Origin of the sequence: Pseudomonas putida W15Oct28 (assembly GCF_000708715.2) — a bacterium.
In the GTDB taxonomy this organism is placed as follows: domain Bacteria; phylum Pseudomonadota; class Gammaproteobacteria; order Pseudomonadales; family Pseudomonadaceae; genus Aquipseudomonas; species Aquipseudomonas putida_R.
This window is the reverse complement of the sequence record NZ_JENB01000055.1, coordinates 1-21,226: the sequence shown is the minus strand read 5'-3', so window position 1 is coordinate 21,226 and position 21,226 is coordinate 1. Positions and strand designations below refer to the sequence as shown.

Annotated in this window: 17 protein-coding genes; 7 read left to right on the top strand and 10 right to left on the bottom strand. The window is 62.5% G+C overall.

Annotation, left to right across the window (positions count from 1 at the left end):
* Positions 1-13: 13 nt before the first annotated feature.
* Positions 14-820 carry an NAD-dependent epimerase/dehydratase family protein gene (locus AK81_RS24910; protein WP_043203522.1) on the bottom strand — a complete coding sequence of 269 codons (807 nt, stop codon included), beginning with the start codon at positions 818-820 and terminating at the stop codon, positions 14-16.
* 251 nt (positions 821-1,071) lie between these two features.
* Complete coding sequence (locus AK81_RS24905) at positions 1,072-2,310, bottom strand: OprD family porin (protein WP_043203518.1); 1,239 nt, start codon at positions 2,308-2,310, stop codon at positions 1,072-1,074.
* Positions 2,311-3,283: 973 nt separating this feature from the next.
* On the opposite strand from AK81_RS24905, the gene AK81_RS24900 reads away from it, so the two are divergent.
* Entirely contained in the window at positions 3,284-3,523 is a 240-nt protein-coding gene (locus AK81_RS24900) for a type II toxin-antitoxin system RelB/DinJ family antitoxin (protein ID WP_043203516.1), read from the top strand.
* 490 nt (positions 3,524-4,013) lie between these two features.
* Here the strand turns inward: AK81_RS24900 and AK81_RS24895 are convergent, their stop codons facing one another.
* Positions 4,014-5,264 carry a ribonucleotide-diphosphate reductase subunit beta gene (locus AK81_RS24895; protein ID WP_043203514.1) on the bottom strand — a complete coding sequence of 417 codons (1,251 nt, stop codon included), beginning with the start codon at positions 5,262-5,264 and terminating at the stop codon, positions 4,014-4,016.
* 775 nt (positions 5,265-6,039) lie between these two features.
* On the bottom strand, positions 6,040-8,919 hold the full coding sequence (locus AK81_RS24890) for a ribonucleoside-diphosphate reductase subunit alpha (RefSeq protein WP_043203511.1): 2,880 nt from the start codon (positions 8,917-8,919) through the stop codon (positions 6,040-6,042).
* 812 nt (positions 8,920-9,731) lie between these two features.
* On the opposite strand from AK81_RS24890, the gene AK81_RS24885 reads away from it, so the two are divergent.
* Entirely contained in the window at positions 9,732-10,430 is a 699-nt protein-coding gene (locus tag AK81_RS24885; RefSeq protein ID WP_043203510.1) for a response regulator transcription factor, read from the top strand.
* Entirely contained in the window at positions 10,427-12,034 is a 1,608-nt protein-coding gene (locus tag AK81_RS24880; RefSeq protein ID WP_043203509.1) for an ATP-binding protein, read from the top strand. The genes AK81_RS24885 and AK81_RS24880 overlap by 4 nt, the downstream gene beginning before the upstream one ends.
* Positions 12,035-12,037: 3 nt before the next feature.
* Here AK81_RS24880 and AK81_RS24875 read toward each other — a convergent pair whose 3' ends face one another.
* Positions 12,038-12,739 (bottom strand): 4'-phosphopantetheinyl transferase family protein, encoded by a 702-nt coding sequence (locus tag AK81_RS24875; RefSeq protein WP_043203506.1) that lies wholly within the window; start codon positions 12,737-12,739, stop codon positions 12,038-12,040.
* Between the two features lie 159 nt (positions 12,740-12,898).
* Positions 12,899-13,690 carry a dienelactone hydrolase family protein gene (locus AK81_RS24870; RefSeq protein ID WP_043203503.1) on the bottom strand — a complete coding sequence of 264 codons (792 nt, stop codon included), beginning with the start codon at positions 13,688-13,690 and terminating at the stop codon, positions 12,899-12,901.
* A gap of 129 nt (positions 13,691-13,819) precedes the next feature.
* Between AK81_RS24870 and AK81_RS24865 the strand changes: the two genes are divergently transcribed.
* The 4 genes from AK81_RS24865 to AK81_RS24850 all read left to right on the top strand — a co-directional run bounded on the left by AK81_RS24865 (position 13,820) and on the right by AK81_RS24850 (position 18,330).
* Positions 13,820-14,425 carry an outer membrane beta-barrel protein gene (locus AK81_RS24865; protein WP_016488681.1) on the top strand — a complete coding sequence of 202 codons (606 nt, stop codon included), beginning with the start codon at positions 13,820-13,822 and terminating at the stop codon, positions 14,423-14,425.
* A gap of 150 nt (positions 14,426-14,575) precedes the next feature.
* A complete protein-coding gene (locus AK81_RS24860) occupies positions 14,576-15,253 on the top strand; it encodes a response regulator (protein ID WP_043203501.1) in 678 nt (225 codons plus the stop codon).
* Positions 15,250-16,596 (top strand): ATP-binding protein, encoded by a 1,347-nt coding sequence (locus AK81_RS24855; RefSeq protein ID WP_043203499.1) that lies wholly within the window; start codon positions 15,250-15,252, stop codon positions 16,594-16,596. The genes AK81_RS24860 and AK81_RS24855 overlap by 4 nt, the downstream gene beginning before the upstream one ends.
* Positions 16,597-17,007: 411 nt before the next feature.
* Positions 17,008-18,330 carry a dicarboxylate/amino acid:cation symporter gene (locus tag AK81_RS24850; RefSeq protein ID WP_043203497.1) on the top strand — a complete coding sequence of 441 codons (1,323 nt, stop codon included), beginning with the start codon at positions 17,008-17,010 and terminating at the stop codon, positions 18,328-18,330.
* A 90-nt stretch (positions 18,331-18,420) separates the two neighbouring features.
* Here AK81_RS24850 and tsaA read toward each other — a convergent pair whose 3' ends face one another.
* The 4 genes from tsaA to AK81_RS24830 form a co-directional block, all read right to left on the bottom strand.
* Positions 18,421-19,113 (bottom strand): tRNA (N6-threonylcarbamoyladenosine(37)-N6)-methyltransferase TrmO, encoded by a 693-nt coding sequence (tsaA, locus tag AK81_RS24845; RefSeq protein ID WP_043203496.1) that lies wholly within the window; start codon positions 19,111-19,113, stop codon positions 18,421-18,423.
* 6 nt (positions 19,114-19,119) lie between these two features.
* Positions 19,120-19,581, bottom strand: a complete 462-nt coding sequence (locus AK81_RS24840) for a DUF1456 family protein (protein ID WP_043203495.1) — start codon at positions 19,579-19,581, stop codon at positions 19,120-19,122.
* Positions 19,582-19,628: 47 nt separating this feature from the next.
* Positions 19,629-20,339, bottom strand: coding sequence for an rRNA pseudouridine synthase (locus AK81_RS24835; RefSeq protein WP_043203494.1), 711 nt, complete (start codon positions 20,337-20,339; stop codon positions 19,629-19,631).
* Positions 20,340-20,416: 77 nt separating this feature from the next.
* Positions 20,417-20,869 carry a GNAT family N-acetyltransferase gene (locus AK81_RS24830; protein ID WP_043203492.1) on the bottom strand — a complete coding sequence of 151 codons (453 nt, stop codon included), beginning with the start codon at positions 20,867-20,869 and terminating at the stop codon, positions 20,417-20,419.
* Positions 20,870-21,226: the final 357 nt, after the last annotated feature.

The window sequence follows — 21,226 nt, the reverse complement described above, 5'->3', positions numbered from 1 at the left end:
GGCGTGCGTGGGTTCAGTTGAACGGGCCGGCCACGGCGAACGCGCCGCCCTGGTAGACCATGCTCGGGTCATCGGCGGCGGGTGCCGGCTGTGCTTCCACGGCGGCTCGGAAGGCTTCTGAGCTGTCCTTGGGCACATAGCCAAGGTGCTCGGCATGGCGGTTGTCCCACCACACGGTACGGTTGTCGGAGGCGCCGTAGACGATGGTATGGCCAACGTCGGGCGTGAACAGCCCGCGCTCGACCAGTTGCAGCAGGTCGTCATAGCTCAGCCAGGTGCAGAGCATGCGGGGGTTCTGCGGCTGCGGGAACGACGAGCCGATACGAATGCTGACGGTCTCGATGCCGTAGCGGTCGAAGTAGAAACTGGCGACATCCTCGCCGTAGCACTTGGACAGCCCGTAGTAGCTGTCGGGGCGGCGCGGGGAGTGGGCGTCGATGCGCTCGTCCTGGCGGTAGAAACCGATGGTGTGGTTGGAGCTGGCGAAGATGATGCGTTTCACGCCATGCTTGCGTGCTGCCTCGTAGACATGGAACACGCCGCAGATGTTTGGCCCGAGGATGTCTTCGAAGGAATGCTCGGTGGACACGCCGCCGAAGTGGATGATGGCATCAACGCCTTCGACCAGCGCATGTACCGCAGCCTTGTCGGCCAGGTCGCAGGTGATCACTTCTTCATGCGGGCCCGCAGCAGGTGCCATCGGGCTGATGTCGGAAAGGCGCAGGACCTCGGCGTAGCCTTGCAGGCGTTCGCGAAGGACCTTGCCCAGGCCGCCTGCGGCTCCGGTGAGCAGCAGGCGATTGAGGGGATTTGGGGTCATGGCCGGCTCTTGTTGTTAATTGTTGTAGGTTGTCGTATGACCGTGCTGATTATTGGCGGTCAATTTGGTAGTTGTCAATGACAACTCAGTGACTGATTAAAGTTGTGCGCGGTCCTTGTAGGAGCGGCCTTGTGTCGCGAAAGGGCCGCAAAGCGGCCCCGGCAATTTTGTGGTCAGGCCAAGATCCTGGGGGCGCTTCGCACCCCGATCGCGACACAAGGCCGCTCCTACAAGGGCCCGCGTTGAGCTGGTTACAGCAGCGACAACGGGTAATTGAAGATCAACCGGTTCTCATCGAACTCGTTGTTGCTGTAATCCCGCCGAATCGACGAGTTCCGCCATTTCACACTCAAATCCTTGAACGCCCCGCTCTGGATCACATACGCAAGCTCCGTCTCCCGCACCCACTCCTTGCCGTCGGTCACTGCCCCGGTATGCACGTCGCGCCCGCTGATATAGCGGTTCATCAAGGTCAGCCCCGGCACCCCGACGGTGACGAAGTTGAAGTCATGCCGCACCTGCCACGAACGCTCGTTGGCATTGTCGAAGCTGGAGTTGTAACTGTCGTTGGCCAAGGTCCCGCCACTGGTGCCGTTGACCCGCATCCAGGTATCGCCATCAACCTTCTGCAGCCCCACCCAGAACGTGCTGCCGCCGTACTTGGCCGAGAACATCCCCGAGTAGGTCTTGTTGTCCAGCTGCCCGGCGCGTTCGGAGCCGTCCTCATCGCCATGGAAGTAGCCCAGGTTGGCACCCAGGGTCCAGTCACCCACCGGCTGGCTGTGGCTCAGTTGCAGGTACTGCTGCTGGTACACATCCTTCAGCACCGCATTCCACAGCCCTACCAGTGTGCGGTCCTGGTTGAACTTGTACTCGCCGCCGACGAAGTTGAAGCGGTCCGACACGCCGCCGCCGTAGCTCATGTCTTCCATGCTCGCGTCGTTACGCGGGCTGTTGCCGCGGAATTGGCCGCCGTACAGGGTCAGCCCTGCGATTTCATTAGAGGTGACCTGCCCGCCACGGAATGTCTGAGGCAACGAGCGCCCGTCGTCCGACCGCAGAATCGGCAGCACCGGCATCCACTCACCGATCTTCAGCTCGGTCTTGGAGATGCGTGCCTTGCCTGCTACCGCCAACCGCCCGTAGTCGTCTGCCGGCTTGCCATCGTCATGGCGTGGCAGCAACGCCGTGCCGTAGGTGCCGCCGCCGCCATCGAGCTTGACCGACCACAGCCCCAGTACATCCACACCAAACCCGACCGGCCCTTCGGTGAACCCCGAACGGGCATCGAGAATGAAGCTTTGCGTCCATTCCTCGGCCTTGCTCTGTGGGTTACCGGGGTTGGTGAAGTTGCGGTTGATGTAGAAGTTGCGCAGCCCGAGCGTGGCCTTGCTGTCTTCGACAAAACCCGCCGCCAGGCTGGTGCCCGGCAGGCCGGCGATTACCCCGGCACCAAGCAGGGCGAAGGGAAGGGTATGGCAGATTCTCATTATTGTTGTGCTCCCGAAGGGTACGGCAGCCCGTCCACCGGGCGCGCACAAGCGGCCTGCGGCAGGGGCGGGTAGTTAACGGGCCGGTCAGGGCCAGGAGTGAATGCGCGGTAACCGGGCGCTAGGTGCTGGTGGGCGTACGCCAGCCGGCCGGAAGAAGAGAGGTGTGCAACAGACGTGGGTGCAGCGGGATGGGTGTCGACATGGGATCGTCCACTGATTGTTGTTTTTGTTATGTGTTGTCGTACAACTGTGGGCGATTATTAGCAAGGGGGAGGTGGGCTGTCAACGCATAATGGCTGAGCAATCATGGGTAGATGCAGCACAAAATGGCTGCGAAAGCTCTACCATGAGCGCTCTATAGACATACTACGACGAAGGTGGCTTGTGCACTCACTGACAGCGGGTACGATCTCCTATGGAAGCAACGGTCGTGCACAAAATCTAAAAGTTGGCGCGATCACTGTGGGAGCGGGCTTGCCCGCGAACACGGGCGAAGCCCGTGCCATCCACCCCATTACCTGCTTCGCGGTGTACGACCGGAGACATCCTTTACATCGTAAACCGGGGACATGGTTTACAACGCAAACCGGAACCATGGTTTACAAAGCCAAACCAATTGCCCGTGGACCCTGCCACGACCCTGCGCTATCTTCAGATCTGGCCTCGCCCTCGACCACGTAGACTGGCATGTCCAGTCCCGGCACCTCGTTGTGCCGTACCCCTCTTGTCGGCGTGGGCGGGGCCTCCTCATTAGCGCAGCGACTGACCGGTTGAGGCCGAGCGCTCCCTGTCCACTACGGGGTGCTCAAACCAGGTGGGCCAACGCAATTTTCCCGTGCTACGCGATTCCATGTGGGAGCGGCCTTGTGTCGCGAAAGGGCCGCACAGCGGCCCCGGCAATGGCACAGGCGGTAGGATTCTTGGGGCTACTGCACAGCCCGTACGCGATTCAACTCCCGAAGGCCGATCCATGGCGTCCATCAACATCCACATTGACGACGAACTCAAAGCCCGCGCTTACGAAGAGCTTGAGCGCCTCGGTGTCACCCCTTCTGAACTCATGCACCAAGTGCTGCAATATGTAGCCGAGCAGGGCACGCTGCCCTTCGGGCCAGCCAGAGAGGCCGAGGAAGACGAAGACCTCATCGCGACTGTTAATGAGCGGCTTGCTTCTCCGCTGCGCGTGAAAGTCCAACTGGATGATCTATAGATTCTGCCTCGGTGCATAGCACCGGCGATGCCGGTGTTCGCGGGTGACCTCTAATGCCAATCAGTCAGGAAAATTGGGGCCGCTTTGCGCCCCTTCGCGGGCTCGCCCGCTCCCACAGGTATATCGCTGAGCCTATGATTTACGCGGTCCCTGTGGGAGCGGGCAAGCCCGCGAAGGGCTGCAAAGCAGCCCCAGTTACGCTGGAAACCTTAGTTGACTTGCCGTGAAGTAAACCCGTCCTTCCGGCTTCCTAGCCACCTCAGAGAGCATAATGCCGAGGCAAGCAACAACCTACTCATGGCCTGTTAACCACGGCAATGCCAGCAACCGAATTCCATTGTGGGAGCGGGTTCACCCGCGAAGAGGCCAGCACAGGCAAAAACCCCCCGTTAAACCCCATACATCAGCAATACAACAACATGTTTGGCCATTTACCAGCCAATAAAAAAGGCTGCCATTCGGCAGCCTTTTCGATGCTCAGCCCGGACGATCAGTCCCAGCTCAGTGCACCACCAGTCTGATACTCGATCACGCGCGTCTCAAAGAAGTTCTTCTCCTTCTTCAAGTCCATGATCTCGCTCATCCAAGGGAACGGGTTGGTAGTCCCCGGATATTCTTCTTTCAGGCCAATCTGGGTCAGGCGACGGTTGGCGATGAACTTGAGGTAGTCCTCCATCATCGCTGCGTTCATGCCCAGCACGCCGCGTGGCATGGTGTCACGGGCGTATTCGATCTCCAGCTGGGTCCCTTGCAGGATCATCTGGGTCGCTTCTTCCTTCATCGCCGCATCCCACAGGTGCGGGTTTTCGATCTTGATCTGGTTGATCACGTCGATACCGAAGTTCAGGTGCATCGACTCGTCACGCAGGATGTACTGGAACTGCTCGGCCACGCCGGTCATCTTGTTGCGGCGGCCCATGGACAGGATCTGGGTGAAGCCGCAGTAGAAGAAGATGCCTTCCAGTACGCAGTAGTAGGCGATCAGGTTGCGCAGCAGCTCTTTGTCGGTTTCGACGGTGCCGGTGTTGAATTCCGGGTCGGAGATGGCGCGGGTGTACTTCAGGCCCCAGGCGGCTTTCTTAGCGACCGACGGGATCTCGTGGTACATGTTGAAGATCTCGCCTTCATCCATGCCCAGCGACTCGATGCAGTACTGGTAGGCGTGGGTGTGGATCGCCTCTTCGAAGGCCTGGCGCAGGATGTACTGGCGGCACTCCGGGTTGGTGATCAGGCGGTACACGGCCAGGGCCAGGTTGTTGGCTACCAGCGAGTCGGCGGTGGAGAAGAAGCCGAGGTTGCGCATGACGATGCGGCGTTCGTCTTCGGTCAGGCCGTCCTGGCTCTTCCACAGGGCGATGTCGGCGGTCATGTTGACCTCTTGCGGCATCCAGTGGTTGGCGCAGCCGTCCAGGTACTTCTGCCAGGCCCAGTCGTACTTGAACGGTACCAGCTGGTTCAGGTCGGCGCGGCAGTTGATCATGCGCTTTTCGTCAACGGCAACGCGGGCGGAGGAGCCTTCCAGCTCGGCCAGGCCTTCGGCGATGTCGAGGTCGTTCAGCGACGCTTTGGCGCGTTTCACTGCTTCGGAGTCAGACGCGGTGGTAGCACGGGCTTCCAGGGCGGCGGCACCGCCAGCGCTGTCGAGCTTGTCGAGGGTAGCGGCGGCAGCGGCCTGCGCAGGGGTGTGGCCTTTGGCGGCTACTTCGCCGTCTTCGTTATCGAATTCGTCCCAGCTCAGCATGGTTTGGCTCCTGCTTGAGGGTCGCCCTGGGGCAACCGGTTGGATTTTAAAAATGTGATGCCTGACGCAAGGCCGGTAACGGCGAATGGACAGCTCGAGAGGCTGACTCTCGTTTACATCTGAATGTGTTTTGACTTGTACCTGGCCAGGCCTCTGGGAGGGGCCAGGACAATTGAAAGGTGCCCTTTTTCAGAGGGGGCGCAGTATACCGGAATTCGCCTTCGATCGGGGCGCGCGTCTGGCGGGCGAGAGTAACTTTTTCGACCGGTTTTGCGTGCGTCCGTTCACCAGGCTTGTGCCGTTTGCTACGGGGAAGGAGTGTAGCGGCTAAAAGCGCATGGCACTATATGTTGTGCCGTTTTATTTTCTGCGCACACTATATGGTGTTGGCGCGATTTTTGTGGAAGCGGCCTTGTGTCGCGAGAGGGCTGCAAGGCAGCCCCGGCGATTTATGCGGCGAAGCTGAAAACCTGGGGGCGCTTCGCACCCCTATCGCGACACAAGGCCGCTCCCACAGGAGCGCAGTGTTTCGACGATGTGGGTCTTGGGGTATTTGCGGGCTACTTCGACCGAGGTGAAACGACCGGTTTCAGCGTTGCGACCAATCTTGCGAGTTGCCACCTTTTTCCGCGCCATGGGCTTGCGTCCTGTTTTGAGAGGTCCTGTTCTTGTACCGAGCCGCGCGAGCGGTGGGCAAAGGGCAAGGTTTCTCTGGGGCGCGGATACAAAAATGCCGCGCGGGGCACCGGTAGGCACCCCGCGCGGCATTCAGGCCTTATTGGCAGGCTTCGCAGTCAGGCTCGTCGATCGCGCAGGCTTTCGGCACTGGCGCCGGGCCGGCGGCCTGGACCGGGGCGCTGTCGCCACCGCTGGAAACGGCGTTGAGCTTGCCGGTGTTGATGGTCGACTTCTCGGTGCTGGTCGCAGCCAGGGCACGGAGGTAGTAGGTGGTTTTCAGGCCACGGTACCAGGCCATGCGGTAGGTCACGTCCAGTTTCTTGCCCGAGGCGCCGGCGATGTACAGGTTCAGCGACTGAGCCTGGTCGATCCACTTCTGGCGACGCGAGGCTGCGTCGACAATCCACTTGGTCTCGACTTCGAACGCAGTGGCGTACAGGTCTTTCAGCTCTTGCGGGATACGCTCGATCTGCTGCACCGAACCGTCGTAGTACTTCAGGTCGTTGATCATGACCGAGTCCCACAGACCGCGGGCCTTCAGGTCGCGGACCAGGTACGGGTTGATCACGGTGAACTCGCCCGACAGGTTCGATTTCACGTACAGGTTCTGGTAGGTCGGCTCGATCGACTGCGACACGCCGGTGATGTTGGCGATGGTCGCGGTTGGCGCGATGGCCATGATGTTCGAGTTACGAATACCTTTCTGTACGCGAGCACGCACTGGCGCCCAGTCCAGGGTTTCGTTCAGGTCGACGTCGATGTACTTCTGGCCACGGGCTTCGATCAGGATCTGTTGCGAATCCAGCGGCAGGATGCCTTTGGACCACAGCGAACCCTGGAAGGTCTCGTAGGCGCCACGCTCGTCGGCCAGGTCGCAGGACGCCTGGATCGCGAAGTAGCTGACCGCTTCCATCGACTTGTCGGCGAACTCGACGGCAGCGTCGGAGCCGTAGGCAATGTGCTGCAGGTACAGAGCGTCCTGGAAGCCCATGATGCCCAGACCGACCGGGCGGTGCTTGAGGTTCGAGTTACGCGCTTGCGGCACCGAGTAGTAGTTGATGTCGATCACGTTGTCGAGCATGCGCACGGCAGTGTTTACGGTGCGTTGCAGCTTGACGGTGTCCAGCTTGCCGTCAACGATGTGGTTCGGCAGGTTGATCGAGCCCAGGTTGCAGACAGCGATCTCGTCCTTGTTGGTGTTCAGGGTGATCTCGGTGCACAGGTTCGAGCTGTGGACCACGCCCACGTGCTGCTGCGGCGAACGCAGGTTGCACGGGTCCTTGAAGGTCAGCCACGGGTGGCCGGTCTCGAACAGCATCGACAGCATCTTACGCCACAGGTCTTTGGCCTGGATGGTCTTGAACACCTTGATCTTGTTGTACTCGGTCAGGGCTTCGTAGTACTCGTAGCGCTCTTCGAAGGCCTTGCCGGTCAGGTCGTGCAGGTCTGGCACTTCCGAAGGCGAGAACAAGGTCCACTTGCCGTCATCGAAGACACGCTTCATGAACAGGTCAGGGATCCAGTTGGCGGTGTTCATGTCGTGGGTACGACGACGGTCATCACCGGTGTTCTTGCGCAGCTCGATGAATTCTTCGATGTCCAGGTGCCAGGTTTCCAGGTAGGCACACACGGCGCCCTTGCGCTTGCCACCCTGGTTGACGGCAACGGCGGTGTCGTTGACCACTTTCAGGAACGGCACGACGCCCTGGGACTTGCCGTTGGTGCCCTTGATGTAGGAGCCCAGTGCACGCACAGGGGTCCAGTCGTTGCCCAGGCCACCGGCGAATTTCGACAGCATGGCGTTGTCGTGGATCGCGTGGTAGATGCCCGACAGGTCGTCCGGCACGGTGGTCAGGTAGCAGCTGGACAGCTGCGGGCGCAGGGTACCGGCGTTGAACAGGGTCGGGGTCGAGGCCATGTAGTCGAAGGACGACAACAGGTTGTAGAACTCGATCGCACGGGCTTCTTTTTCTTTCTCTTCCAGCGCCAGGCCCATGGCCACACGCATGAAGAACACCTGAGGCAGCTCGAAGCGCACGCCATCCTTGTGGATGAAGTAGCGGTCGTACAGGGTCTGCAGGCCCAGGTAGGTGAACTGCTGGTCGCGCTCGTGGTTGATCGCCTTGCCCAGTTTTTCCAGGTCGAAGTCAGCCAGGGCCGGGTTCAGCAGCTCGAACTCGATACCTTTGGCGACGTAGGCCGGCAGGGCCTTGGCGTACAGGTCAGCCATCTCGTGGTGGGTGGCGCTGTCGGCAACGCTGAGGAAGCCCAGGCCTTCGGCACGCAGGGTGTCCATCAGCAGGCGGGCGGTAACGAACGAGTAGTTCGGCTCGCGCTCGACCAGGGTACGGGCGGTCATCACCAGGGCGGTGTTGACGTCCTTGATGGCTACGCCGTCGTACAGGTTCTTCAGGGTTTCGCGCTGGATCAGGTCGCCATCGACTTCGGCCAGGCCTTCGCAGGCTTCGCTGATGATGGTGTTCAGGCGCGCCATGTCGAGCGGCGCCAGGCTGCCGTCAGCCAGGGTGATGCGGATGCTCGGGTGCGGCTCGACCACGGCGTCGGTGTTGGCGCGGGTGGCACGCTCTTTCGCGCGCTGGTCGCGGTAGATCACGTAGTCGCGGGCAACTTTCTGCTCGCCGGCACGCATCAGGGCCAGTTCTACCTGGTCCTGGATTTCTTCGATGTGGATGGTGCCACCCGATGGCATGCGACGCTTGAACGTGGCGGTAACCTGTTCGGTCAGGCGCGCGACGGTGTCGTGGATGCGCGACGAAGCGGCGGCGGTGCCGCCTTCAACTGCGAGGAACGCCTTGGTGATGGCCACGGTGATCTTGTCGTCGGTGTAAGGGACGACAGTGCCGTTGCGCTTGATCACGCGCAGTTGGCCAGGGGCGGTGGCGGCCAGATCCTGGTTGGAATCGGCGGCCTGCGGCACCTTGGCCTGCGGGTTCTCGCGAGTTGTGTCGGTTTGCATGGGTGGGTGTCTCCACAGTTTCTATATTGTTCAGGCGCCTTTTGGGCGCCCACCGTTCCGTCCACTTGCTCGATGGCCCGGCGGGATGCGCAATGCATACGCATCCGCCCGCGCGGGCGTACCGACTTCGGGACAGACTCAGGAATAAGGGGCAATAGCTTGCCGCTCCCTGGCCGAAGTCAAAGGTTCTGGGTAAACCCAAAAACCGGTGCTGATGAGTGCCAGGCGTTGCCTGCAACACTCATACCCGAACAACGCCCTGAAAGGGCTTGCCTCGGTCGCCTCCGCAGGAGCGGTTTGGCTGCTGAAATCACCTGAAGTTCAGCCCGGAAAATCGCTTGATTTTGCGGGTTGACTTTTGTGTGTGATTTTGCACGAAACCCTATATGTAGTGGTTCGCTGCGTTCGGGATACAAGATAATGCGGTATTGGGGGCTTTGCAAGGCGAGCGGCTGTGGATAACTTGTGCGTACTTTGTGAATGAATAGTGGGTATTCGCTGTAGGCCTTGTGCCAAGTGGTTTGCAGTATTTTTCTGCGCCTTGCTGCCCCAGGGCAGTTTTTTTCGGGCGCGAACCCTATCACAAAAAACGGTTCAGTCGAGGTGGCTGTGGGCGGGCCGGCAGCGCCGAGGGTGCTACTGAGTATCCAGAGGGGATGTTGCCTTTTGGTTAAAGGGTTATGTTGCCTGTACCGGCCCCTTCGCAGCACAAGGCTGCTCCTACAGAAGAGCGGCGTATCCTGTAGGAGCAGCCTTGTGCTGCGAAGAGGCCGGTACAGGCAACAAAAAAATAACAAGCAAAGGCAGAGGCCATGGACCACCCCGTACCCCGCATCCTCATTGTCGAAGACGACCAGCGTCTGGCCGAGCTCACCGCCGAGTACCTGCAGGCCAACGGCTTCGAGGTCGCGGTGGAGGGCGATGGCGCCCGTGCTGCGCGGCGCATCGTCGACAGCCAGCCCGACATGGTCATCCTCGACCTCATGCTGCCTGGCGAGGACGGCCTGAGCATCTGCCGCCGGGTGCGCAACCAGTACCCCGGGCCGATCCTCATGCTCACCGCACGCAGCGACGAACTCGACCAGGTCCAGGGCCTGGACCTGGGGGCCGACGACTACGTCTGCAAACCGGTACGCCCACGCCTGCTGCTGGCGCGCATCCAGGCCCTGCTGCGCCGCAGCGAAGCCGTGGACAGCAAGCGCCAGGACCTGGCCTTCGGCGCCCTGCGTATCGACAACCGCCTGCGCGAGGCGCGCCTGGGCGAACAGCTGATCGAGCTGACCGGCGCCGAATTCGACCTGCTCTGGCTGCTGGCCAGCAACGCCGGCCGGGTACTGACCCGCGAACAGATCTTCACCGCACTGCGTGGCGTGGGCTACGACGGCCAGGACCGTTCCATCGACATCCGCATCTCGAAAATCCGCCCCAAGATAGGCGATGACCCGATTCAGCCACGGCTGATCAAGACCCTGCGCAGCAAGGGCTACCTGTTTGTCGGCGAAGCGCCATGAACAACTCGATCTTTCTGCGTATCTACGGCGGCATGCTGGCTGTGCTGGTGCTGGTGGCGCTGCTCGGCGTGCTCACCCTGCACCTGGTCAACGAAGTGCGCGCCGCCCAGCACCGTGAGGGCCTGGCCCAAGGCACCTTCAGCCTGATGGCTGACAACCTGGCACAGCAGAATGAAACTGAACGCAAGCGCTCGCTGCTGATCTGGGAGCGATTGCTCGGTGTGCCGCTGGCGCTGCAACCGATGACTGCCCGCACCCTCGACGGTGGCCAGCGCGCGCGGCTGTACCGCGGCCTGGTGGTGGTCGAAAAGACCGGCCCGCATGCGGCGCAAGTGCTGCGCAAGGTCGGCCAGGAAGACCTGATGCTGGTGGCGCAGATCAAACAGATAAGCGAGCAACTGGCGCGGGCCACGCTGTATCTGTTGGCCGATGAGCTGGTGCGCTATCCGGTAACCGAGCAGCAGCAGCGGCTGGCACAGATCAAGCAGGAAAAGGGCTTCGGCTTTGGCGTCGCCCTGCAGCGCATCGAGCGGGTGAGCCTGGACGATGACCAGCGGCGCCGGGTCGAGGAGGGCGACACGGTCATGGCGCTGGGCAAGGATGGCGACTCGATCCGTGTGTTTGCCGGGCTGGCAGGCTCGCCCTGGGTGCTGGAAATCGGCCCGTTGTACCAGCTCAACCCGTATCCGCCGCAGTTGCTGACCCTGATCACCTTCCTCGGCCTGTGCCTGATCGGCCTGGTGGTCTACCTGCTGGTGCGCCAGCTGGAGCGCCGTGTGTCGGGCCTGGAAATTGCCGCCACACGCATCGCCCAAGGCAGCCTGGACACCCGGGTGCCCGCCGGCGACGCCGACTCGGTAGGGCGCCTGGCCGCCGCCTTCAACGGCATGGCCGAGCACCTGCAGCGCTCGCTGAGCATGCAGCGCGAGCTGGTGCGGGCGGTGTCCCACGAGTTGCGTACCCCGGTTGCGCGCCTGCGCTTTGGCCTGGAGATGATCGAAAGTGCCACCAGCGAGCAGGCGCGGGCCAAGCACCTGGCGGGCATGGACGGGGATATCCAGGACCTCGACAAGCTGGTCGATGAAATGCTGACCTACGCCCGCCTGGAGCAAGGTGCGCCGGCCTTGAAGTTCCAGCGGGTCGACCTGGACGCCTTGCTCGCGCGGGTGATCGAAGAGCTGGCCCCGTTGCGTGCCGAGGTGCGGGTGGTGCGCGGCGACTGCCAGGGCGCGGATGCCGAAGGCGCCTGGGTCGAGGCCGAACCGCGTTACTTGCACCGGGCGCTGCAGAACCTGGTCAGCAACGCCATGCGCCATGCCGGGTCTGAGGTGCGCGTGAGCTACCAGTTGGGGCAGCAGCGCTGCCGCATCGATGTGGAGGATGACGGCCCGGGGATTCCCGAGGGCTTCTGGGACCGTATTTTCACCCCGTTCACCCGCCTGGACGACAGCCGCACCCGTGCTTCAGGTGGGCACGGCCTGGGCCTGTCGATCGTGCGGCGAATCATTTACTGGCACACGGGCCGGGCGACGGTGGGGCGCAGCGAAGCGTTGGGTGGCGCCTGCTTCAGCCTGACCTGGCCACGGCAGCAGGCGCCGCTGTAAAGGTCAGACGCTGACCAGGCTGAGCAGGTGGCCGTCCTGCAGGCAGAACTGGCCTTGCAACTCGGCGCCTTGGCGCCACTGCGGCGATAGGTCGGTGAGCAGGCGCAGGCGGGCCAGGCCTTCGGTGGACCAGTCCAGCACTTCGGCGTGTTCGAAATAGAAGCGCTTGTGGGTCAGCGGGTAGAGGGTCTTGAACAGGCTTTCCTTCAACGAGAAGGTCAGGGTGACCGTCAGGCCGAGCTGGTGGCGGTCCAGGCGTTCGAGTTCGGGCGGGGTGAGGATTTCGGCCATCAGCCGTTCGGCGCGTTCGTCATCCAGCAAGGCTTCCTGATCCAGGCCCAGGCCCTGGCAGCTGCCCTCGGCGGCGACCACGGCGGCGGCCCAGCCTTTGCCGTGGGTGATCGAGCCGTGGATGCCCGCCGGCCAGATCGGCGAGCGGTCCTCATGGGTGCCGGGCACATAGTCGCGACCGTCCAGGCGCTGCAGCGCGGCGCGGGCGCATACGCGACCGGCCAGGTACTCGGCCTGGCGCTTGGCCACCGAGCGCTGCAGGCTGGCGCTGGGCACGACGCCGGCGCGCTGGAAGTCGTCGGGTGCCAGGCGGGCAGGGTCGAAGGCGCAACTGACCAGCACCGCGCCGGGCAGCGGGCGGGGCAAGGGCCAGTGGTGCTGGAGTGGGGCGCAGCAGGCGGGGAGAGTGTTCATGGCGCTATTGTGCCAGCCGCAGCGGCGGTGTGGGAGGTGGAATAGCAGGGGGCTGCTGCGCAGCCCATCGCGACACAAGGCCGCTCCTACAGGTACCGCGCTGCATTGTGTAGGAGCGGCCTTGTGTCGCGATGGGCCGCAAAGCGGCCCCGGCAATCCTTATTTGAACACCTGCTTGAAGAACGCCTGCATATCCGCCCACGAGCTCTCGTCCGCTGCCTTGTTATAGCCAATGTCCGGCCCCCCATGGTCGCCATGGCTCAGCCGGTCAGCATCGGGGTTGGTAAACCCATGCTTGGCGCCGTCAATGCTGACGAATTGGTAGTTGACCTTGGCCGCATCCATTTCTGCCTTGAACGCGTCCACCTGCTGCTGGGTGACCATGCTGTCCGCCGCCCCATGCTCGACCAGGATATCGGCCCGCACCACGCCGGGCTTGGCCGGCGTCTGGGTGGCCAGTGCGCCATGGAAGCTCACCACACCGTCCAGTTTTTCTCCCCTGCGTGCGGCATCGAGCACCACCTTGCCGCCAAAGCAGTAGCCCACAGCGCCCAGTTGGTGCTTGTTGACGTTCGGCTGCTTTTTCAGCAACTCCAGCCCCGCGTCGAAACGTGCTGCTGCCGCGGCCGGGTCCTTCATCGCTTCGGCCATGAATGCCTGGGCATCCTGCGGATGCTCGGTGTGCTTGCCATCGCCGTACATGTCGATGGCCAGCGCTTTGTAGCCCAGGGCCGCGAGATCTCGTGCACGGCGCTTGGCATAGTCGTTCAGGCCCCACCATTCATGTACCACAACGATGCCTGGGCGTTTGTCGTCCAGCGCATCGTCGTAGGCGTAGTAGCCGACAAGGCGGTTGCCGTCGTCGTCCTGGTAAGGAATTTCACGGGTCACTACCGCCGCTTGGGCGAGGGCGGCGCTGCACATCAGGGTCAGGGCCAGCAGGGCACGCATCTTCACTACTCCTTGTCTTGCAGACAGTTCGTTCAGCCGGGGTTCAGCCAGGGTTCAGTCGCGGTTCAGGGTGCCCTGCTTACTCTAGCTTCCAGACCGAAACAGCGCACCCAACTGGAGTATCCAGGCATGAAAACCTTCAACACCCTGCTTGCCGCCATGGCCGTCTGCGCCGCTGGCATCACCACTGCCCAGGCTGCCGACGACAACTTCGCCAGCCTGACCTACGGCCAGACCAGCGACAAGGTTCGCAAGTCCGGCCTGCTGCAGCGCAACACCGACCAGCTCAACGCCGATGGCATCATCGGCAAGGACGACACCTGGGGTGTCCGTGTGGGCAAGATCAATGACCAGGGCCGCTACTACATGACCTATGACAACGTCTCGGGTGACCACAGTGGCCTGAAGTTGCGCCAGGAAAACCTGCTGGGCAGCTATGACCTGTTCCTGCCGGTGGGCGATACCACCAAACTGTTCGGCGGTGGCAGCCTGGGCATGACCAAGCTCACCCAGGACTCGCCAGGCGCCAGCCGGGATACCGACTACGGTTATGCCTACGGCCTGCAGGCCGGCGTGATCCAGGACATCACCGACAAGGCGTCGGTGGAGCTGGGCTACCGTTACCTGCGCACCAATGCTGCGACCGAAGTGGGCGCGCATGGCGGGCCGAAGGACGGCACCCTGCGCCTGACCAGCAGTGCGCAGACCTATCTGGCGGCTTCCTACAAGTTCTGACGGGCGAGCCGCGTTATCCTGTACCGGCCTCTTGGCGGCTAAAGCCGCTCCCACAGGTACTGCACAAATTTCGGGCATTGTGCGATCCCTGTGGGAGCGGCTTTAGCCGCGAAGAGGCCGGCACAGGCAATACACATTAAGGAGCTGCACATGAAACTGCTGGTGGTCGAGGACGAAGCCCTGCTTCGCCATCACCTCTACACCCGTTTGGGCGAAAGCGGCCATGTGGTCGAGGCGGTCGCCGATGCCGAGGAGGCGCTGTACCAGGCCGGTCAGTACCACTTCGACCTGGCGATCATCGACCTGGGCCTGCCCGGTATAAGTGGCCTGGAGCTGATCACGCGCCTGCGCAGCCAGGACAAGACCTTCCCCATTCTCATCCTTACTGCCCGTGGCAACTGGCAGGACAAGGTCGAGGGCCTGGCCGCCGGAGCTGACGACTACCTGGTCAAACCGTTCCAGTTCGAAGAGCTCGAAGCGCGGCTGAATGCCCTGTTGCGCCGCTCCAGCGGCTTCACCCAGTCGACCATCGCCGCAGGCCCCCTGGTACTCGACCTCAACCGCAAGCAGGCCACCCTCGACGAACTGCCCCTGGCGCTGACCGCCTACGAATACCGCATTCTCGAATACCTCATGCGCCATCATCAGCAGGTGGTGGCCAAGGACCGCCTGATGGAACAGCTGTACCCCGGGGACGAGGAGCGCGACCCCAATGTCATCGAAGTGCTGGTCGGCCGCCTGCGCCGCAAGCTTGATGGCGAGCACGGCTTCAAACCCATCGACACCGTGCGCGGCCTGGGCTATCTGTTCACCGAGCGCTGCCGATGATCCGCTCGCTGCGGGTACGCCTGATGCTGGCTGCCGCAGTACTGGCACTGCTGTTCATGCTGGCGCTGCTGCCGGCCTTGCAGAAGGCCTTCAGCCTGGCCCTGCAGGAATCGATCGAGCAGCGCCTGGCTTCGGATGTGACCACGCTGATTTCCGCCGCGCGCATCGACCATGGCCAGTTGCAGATGCCGGCCCTGCTACCGGACGAGCGCTACAACCTGCCGTACACGGGTTTGCTCGGCTATATCTTTGACCGCGATGGCAATCTGGTCTGGCAGTCGCGGGCCACCGCTGACCGGCACATCAACTACCACCCGCGCTACGACGGGCGCGGCAATGAGTTCGCCCGCATTCATCAGGCAGATGGCGAAGAGTTTTTTGTCTACGACGTCGAGATCAAGCTGCTGGGTGGCCAGAGCGCCGCCTACAGCATTGTCGCCCTGCAGCCGCTGAGCGAGTACAAAGCCACGCTCAATGGCCTGCGGGAAAAGCTGTACCTTGGCTTCGGTGCTGCCTTGCTGGCGCTGATGGTGCTGCTATGGGCTGGCCTGACCTGGGGCCTGCGCTCGTTGCGCCGGCTTAGCCACGAGCTGGATGAAGTGGAATCGGGCGCGCGCGATGGCCTGAGCGGCGAGCACCCTCGCGAGCTGCTGCGCCTGACCCGCTCGCTCAACCGCCTGTTGCGCAGCGAACGTGAGCAGCGCACGCGCTACCGCGATTCGCTGGATGACCTGGCGCACAGCCTGAAGACGCCACTGGCGGTGTTGCAGGGTGTGGGCGAAAGCCTGCAGCAGCGTAGCGGTGAGCGCGAGCAGGCGCGGGTGCTGCAAAGCCAGATTGAGCGCATGAGCCAGCAGATTGACTACCAGCTGCAACGCGCCAGCCTGCGCAAGAGCGGCCTGGTGCGCCACAGCGTGAGTCTGCGGCCGTTGCTCGACAGCCTGTGCAGCACCTTGGCCAAGGTGTACCGGGACAAGCGGGTGAACGTGGCGCTGGAACTGCCCGATGCGGCGCAGGTGCCGATGGAGCAGGGCGCGTTGCTGGAAATGCTCGGCAACCTGCTGGAAAACGCCTACCGCCTGAGCCTGGGCCAGGTGCGGGTGAGCCTGGAGCAGGCACCCGGGCAGCTGACCTTGTGTATCGAAGACGATGGGCCGGGGGTGCCGGCTGATCAGCGCGAGCGCATTCTGGAGCGTGGTGAGCGGCTGGACAGCCAGCACCCGGGGCAGGGCATCGGGCTGGCGGTGGTCAAGGACATCGTTGACAGCTATGACGCCGAGCTGAGCCTTGGGGATTCTCCCTTGGGCGGGGCGGCGTTCAGGATTACTTTCCACCTGGATTGATTGGCTGGTCTTACCGGCCCTTTCGCGGGCACGCCCGCTCCCACAGGTGCTGCACAGGTCCGGAGTACAGCGCGGTCCCTGTGGGAGCGGGCAAGCCCGCGAAAAGCTCAATACATTTCCTTCAGGGAGGGCGGATTCCCGCCAACACCCCTGTACAAATCCCGCCACCGGGCGGAAATCCGCCAGCCTTCCTCAGGAAAATCGCCCTGTCGTTGGGCATTTATCCCTAGCAAATATGGCCTTTGCACCCTTCATGGGCATTTTGGCACCACCCTTGCTATTGATCTTCGCAGAGGCCTGCCCAGGCAGCTCGAACACAACGACAAATCCCTCCAAGTGCAGGAGGGTTAGCGATTCAGGTGCCCCATCACCCTGGGAAGGGTGAACCGGCACACTTGAGGAAAATGAGCCATGACGACACGTCAGCCGCTGTACAAATCCCTGTATGTCCAGGTGATCGTTGCCATCACCATCGGCATTCTGCTCGGCCACTTCTACCCAGAGACCGGCGTCGCCCTCAAACCTTTGGGTGATGGCTTCGTCAAACTGATCAAGATGGTCATCGCGCCCATCATCTTCTGCACCGTGGTCAGCGGCATTGCCGGCATGCAGAGCATGAAATCGGTCGGCAAGACTGGCGGCTATGCGCTTCTGTACTTCGAAATCGTCTCCACCATCGCCCTGATCATCGGCCTCGTCGTCGTCAACGTGGTCAAGCCAGGCGCTGGCATGCACATCGACGTCAGCACCCTGAACGCCAGCAGCGTAGCCGCCTACGCCGCCGCCGGCGCACAGCAGACCACCGTCGGCTTCCTGCTCAATGTCATCCCTAACACGGTGGTGGGTGCCTTCGCCAACGGCGACATCCTGCAAGTGCTGATGTTCTCGGTGATCTTCGGCTTCGCCCTGCACCGTCTGGGCAGCTACGGCAAGCCGTTGCTGGACATGATCGACCGCTTCGCCCATGTCATGTTCAACATCATCAACATGATCATGAAGCTGGCCCCGATCGGCGCTTTCGGCGCCATGGCCTTCACCATCGGGCAGTACGGCGTTGGCTCGCTGGTGCAACTGGGCTACCTGATGGCCTGCTTCTACATCACCTGCCTGCTGTTCGTGCTGGTGGTGCTGGGCGGTATCTGCCGCGCCCACGGCTTCAGCGTGCTCAAGCTGATCCGCTACATCCGTGAAGAGCTGCTGATCGTGCTGGGTACTTCCTCTTCGGAATCGGCCCTGCCACGCATGCTGGCCAAGATGGAACGCCTGGGCGCCAAGAAGTCGGTCGTTGGCCTGGTCATCCCGACCGGTTACTCGTTCAACCTGGACGGCACCTCGATCTACCTGACCATGGCTGCGGTGTTCATCGCCCAGGCCACCGACACCACCATGGACATCACCCACCAGATCACCCTGCTGCTGGTGCTGCTGGTGGCTTCCAAAGGTGCTGCAGGCGTGACCGGTTCGGGCTTCATCGTGCTGGCCGCCACCTTGTCGGCTGTTGGTCACCTGCCGGTTGCCGGCCTGGCGCTGATCCTCGGCATCGACCGCTTCATGTCCGAAGCCCGCGCCCTGACCAACCTGATCGGCAACGCCGTTGCCACCGTGGTCGTGGCCAAGTGGGTCAAGGAAATGGACAACGACAAGCTGGCCTCGGAGCTCGCCTCCGGTGGTGCGCCGCTGGTAGATACCCGTCCAACCGATGACCTGGGCGTGGCCGAAGGCCCTGCTCGCTGATCTCGCTGCTGTAGAACGAAAAAGGCGACCCTAGGGTCGCCTTTTTCATACCTGCTCGTTACGCGCTCCCACAGGTGCGAAGCCCTGAACTCAAGCCAGCACTACCTCCAACACCCGGATCATCTCCGGCTGCGGGTAATGCCACCTTACCTGCACATCCCAGAACTTCACCCCGTACACCCGCTCGGCCGGTGGTACCTGGTAGGCGGGACGCGGGTCTTGCGCCAGGCATTGTTCGATCAGTTCTACCAGCGGCTCAGCCAGGCGCAGTGCATGCTCGCGGGCCTGGGGCAGGGCGTTGTCGCCCCACTGCACGGCAATCGCGTCGGGCGCGGCGCTGGCCATCTGGTTGCTGGCGTCTGCAATGCAGTCGGCATACGGCACATAGGGCTTGATGTCCAGTACCGGCGTGCCGTCGAGCAGGTCGATCCCGGACAGCAACAGGCGCCCGGGCTCCACACCCTCCAGGCGTACTACCGACTGGCCGATGCCATTGGGCCTGTGGGTGGCACGGGTGGCGAACACCCCCATGCTCTTGTTGCCGCCCAGACGCGGTGGCCGCACTTTCAGGCGCGGCTTGTCCTCAAGGGCCTGGTGGAACAGGAACAGCAGCCAGACATGGCTGACCTGCTCCAGGCCTTCGACCGCATCACCCTGGTCGAACGGCGGCAGCAGTTCGAGCACGCCGCGCGCCGCAGGCGCCAGTTGGGGCTGGCGCGGGATGGCGAATTTCTCCTTGAAGCAGGAGCGGACGATGCCGACCGGTGCAACCGTATGCTGCATGGCCACTCAGCCGCGCACGCGCTGGGTCAGGCCCTTGAGGAAGTTGCGCAGCAACTGGTCGCCGCACGGGCGGTAGTTTTCGTGGCCGGCCTTGCGGAACAGCGCGCTCAGTTCAGGCTTGCTGACCGGGAAGTTGACCGACTTGAGGATCACGTGCAGGTCGTCTTCCTTGAGCTCGAAGGCCACCCGCAGCTTCTTGAGGATGAGGTTGTTGGTCACTGGCAGCTCGACCGGCTGCGGCGGGCGGCTGTCGTCCTTGCCGCGGCGGTGGATTACCAGGCCATCGAGGAAGTGCGCCATCACCCTGTCAGGGCAACGGACAAAGCCTTCCTCTTCTTCTTTCTTCAGGTAGGTGGCCAATACCAGGGGGTTCACCTCGAGGCCGGAAAGCCCGATGATCTCGGCCATCTTGGCGTCGTTCACCTTGAGCATGTAGCGCAGGCTGCGCAGGACGTCGTTGTGGTTCATTGCTGCAGAATCCTGTTCAGGTGCCACGCTTGTGCGTGGCGTATTGCTTAGAAACGTTCGGTAGTAGCCACGTAGCGCCATTGGCCGAGGGGCAGCTTGCCCATCGACACGCCACCCAGGCGAATGCGGCGCATGCTTACCAGTTCCAGGCGCAGGTAGGCGCACAGTTCGCCGATCTGCCCGGGCTGGGGGTTTTTCAGCACCATGCGCAGGTGGGTCTCGTTCTGCCAGCTGGCCTTGGCCTTGGGCAGCTCGCGGTCATTGCGCGTGGCGCCACGCGCCAGGCGTTCCAGCGCCTGAGGTGTGGTTTCGCCGCGCACTTCGACAATGAACTCCTGCTCCAGGCGACGCAGGTCGGCCTCGATCTTGCGGGATACGCGCCAGTCCTGGGTGAATACCTGCAGGCCGCTGGCGCCGCGCTCGAGCGGTGCCACGCAGGCCTGGCGGGTAAAATGCCCGTGCAGGGCGCGCACGCCTTCGCGGTGCGCCTCGCTGAGGGTGCCCATGTTCATGCTCGCGCGGGCGGTTTCGCTGTCCACGCCGGCCGCCTGGTTGAGCAGCAGGGTTACCGGCTCCAGCGCCTCGACGCGGGCACCCGGCAGCAGCTCGACGAGCTGGTCTTCGACCTTGAACTGCGGCTGCTCTACCACCACGCCATCGACCGTGACCCAGCCACCTTCGATATAGAGCTCGGCATCGCGGCGGGAGCAGCCAAGTTGCTCGATAAGGCGTTTGGACAGGCGGACGGGTTCGGACATGACGGCAATTCGCAAAGGCAGGGAAAGGCCAGCATTGTACCTGCCTGAGCGGCAGAGGGGCTGGGAATCTGTGTCATTTACGCCGTTTTGCTCAGGCGCATGTGCAGGAGAGGGTAGGGCTGGCCCAGGCCGTCGGTTTCAGAGCGGCCAATTACCTCGAAGCCTTCATGCAGGTAAAAGCCCAAGGCCTGAGGGTTTTGCTCGTTGACGTCCAGGCGCTCGGCGTTCAGCTCGTCGATCGCATAGTGCAGCAGGCGCTTGCCCACGCCTTTGCCACGGTAGTCAGGTGCAACAAACAGCATGTCCACGCGCCCGTTGGCGACCCCGGCAAAGCCACAGATGCGTTGTCGGTCCTTGCAGCAGATCAGCATCACTGCGTCGAGGTAGCGGCGCAGCACCTGTTCGCGCAGTAAAACGATGTAGCCCTCTGGCAGGAAATCGTGAGTGGCACGTACCGAGTCCTCCCAGACCTGCACCAGCTCGCCGTAGTCGCGCAAGCGCGGGGTTTGTAGCGTCAGTAGCGATTGCATGCCGGTGGTCCTCCATGGCGATCAGGAAAACATAGCAGGCCAACCACCGGTCGGCTTGTCCGAGCTGCGCTTGAAGCGTGGGGCGCAGGGGTCTATTAATTAAGCGTGGGAAAAAATCCCACACAAAGAAAAGAACAACTGAAAACAAGATTTCTGACTGATTTGGCGTTCTCGTGGCGACGACCTGGAGACGGACTATGCAAATCCACCTGCTGTTCAAGAAAGCTTTAATGGCGGTTGCCGTAGCTGGCGTGCTGTCGACGTCCATTGTTTTGATCCCTGACTCGATTTCTCATGGCTCCAGCGCCTACGCCAAAGATGGCGGTGGTGGTGGCGGTGGTGGCCATGGCGGTGGTG

What these genes read in the sequence shown, in the direction of transcription:
- AK81_RS24910 (WP_043203522.1), bottom strand. Translation starts at nt 820, where the DNA reads ATGACCCCAAATCCCCTCAATCGCCTGCTGCTCACCGGAGCCGCAGGC.
- AK81_RS24905 (WP_043203518.1), bottom strand. Translation starts at nt 2,310, where the DNA reads ATGAGAATCTGCCATACCCTTCCCTTCGCCCTGCTTGGTGCCGGGGTA.
- AK81_RS24900 (WP_043203516.1), top strand. Translation starts at nt 3,284, where the DNA reads ATGGCGTCCATCAACATCCACATTGACGACGAACTCAAAGCCCGCGCT.
- AK81_RS24895 (WP_043203514.1), bottom strand. Translation starts at nt 5,264, where the DNA reads ATGCTGAGCTGGGACGAATTCGATAACGAAGACGGCGAAGTAGCCGCC.
- AK81_RS24890 (WP_043203511.1), bottom strand. Translation starts at nt 8,919, where the DNA reads ATGCAAACCGACACAACTCGCGAGAACCCGCAGGCCAAGGTGCCGCAG.
- AK81_RS24885 (WP_043203510.1), top strand. Translation starts at nt 9,732, where the DNA reads ATGGACCACCCCGTACCCCGCATCCTCATTGTCGAAGACGACCAGCGT.
- AK81_RS24880 (WP_043203509.1), top strand. Translation starts at nt 10,427, where the DNA reads ATGAACAACTCGATCTTTCTGCGTATCTACGGCGGCATGCTGGCTGTG.
- AK81_RS24875 (WP_043203506.1), bottom strand. Translation starts at nt 12,739, where the DNA reads ATGAACACTCTCCCCGCCTGCTGCGCCCCACTCCAGCACCACTGGCCC.
- AK81_RS24870 (WP_043203503.1), bottom strand. Translation starts at nt 13,690, where the DNA reads ATGCGTGCCCTGCTGGCCCTGACCCTGATGTGCAGCGCCGCCCTCGCC.
- AK81_RS24865 (WP_016488681.1), top strand. Translation starts at nt 13,820, where the DNA reads ATGAAAACCTTCAACACCCTGCTTGCCGCCATGGCCGTCTGCGCCGCT.
- AK81_RS24860 (WP_043203501.1), top strand. Translation starts at nt 14,576, where the DNA reads ATGAAACTGCTGGTGGTCGAGGACGAAGCCCTGCTTCGCCATCACCTC.
- AK81_RS24855 (WP_043203499.1), top strand. Translation starts at nt 15,250, where the DNA reads ATGATCCGCTCGCTGCGGGTACGCCTGATGCTGGCTGCCGCAGTACTG.
- AK81_RS24850 (WP_043203497.1), top strand. Translation starts at nt 17,008, where the DNA reads ATGACGACACGTCAGCCGCTGTACAAATCCCTGTATGTCCAGGTGATC.
- tsaA (WP_043203496.1), bottom strand. Translation starts at nt 19,113, where the DNA reads ATGCAGCATACGGTTGCACCGGTCGGCATCGTCCGCTCCTGCTTCAAG.
- AK81_RS24840 (WP_043203495.1), bottom strand. Translation starts at nt 19,581, where the DNA reads ATGAACCACAACGACGTCCTGCGCAGCCTGCGCTACATGCTCAAGGTG.
- AK81_RS24835 (WP_043203494.1), bottom strand. Translation starts at nt 20,339, where the DNA reads ATGTCCGAACCCGTCCGCCTGTCCAAACGCCTTATCGAGCAACTTGGC.
- AK81_RS24830 (WP_043203492.1), bottom strand. Translation starts at nt 20,869, where the DNA reads ATGCAATCGCTACTGACGCTACAAACCCCGCGCTTGCGCGACTACGGC.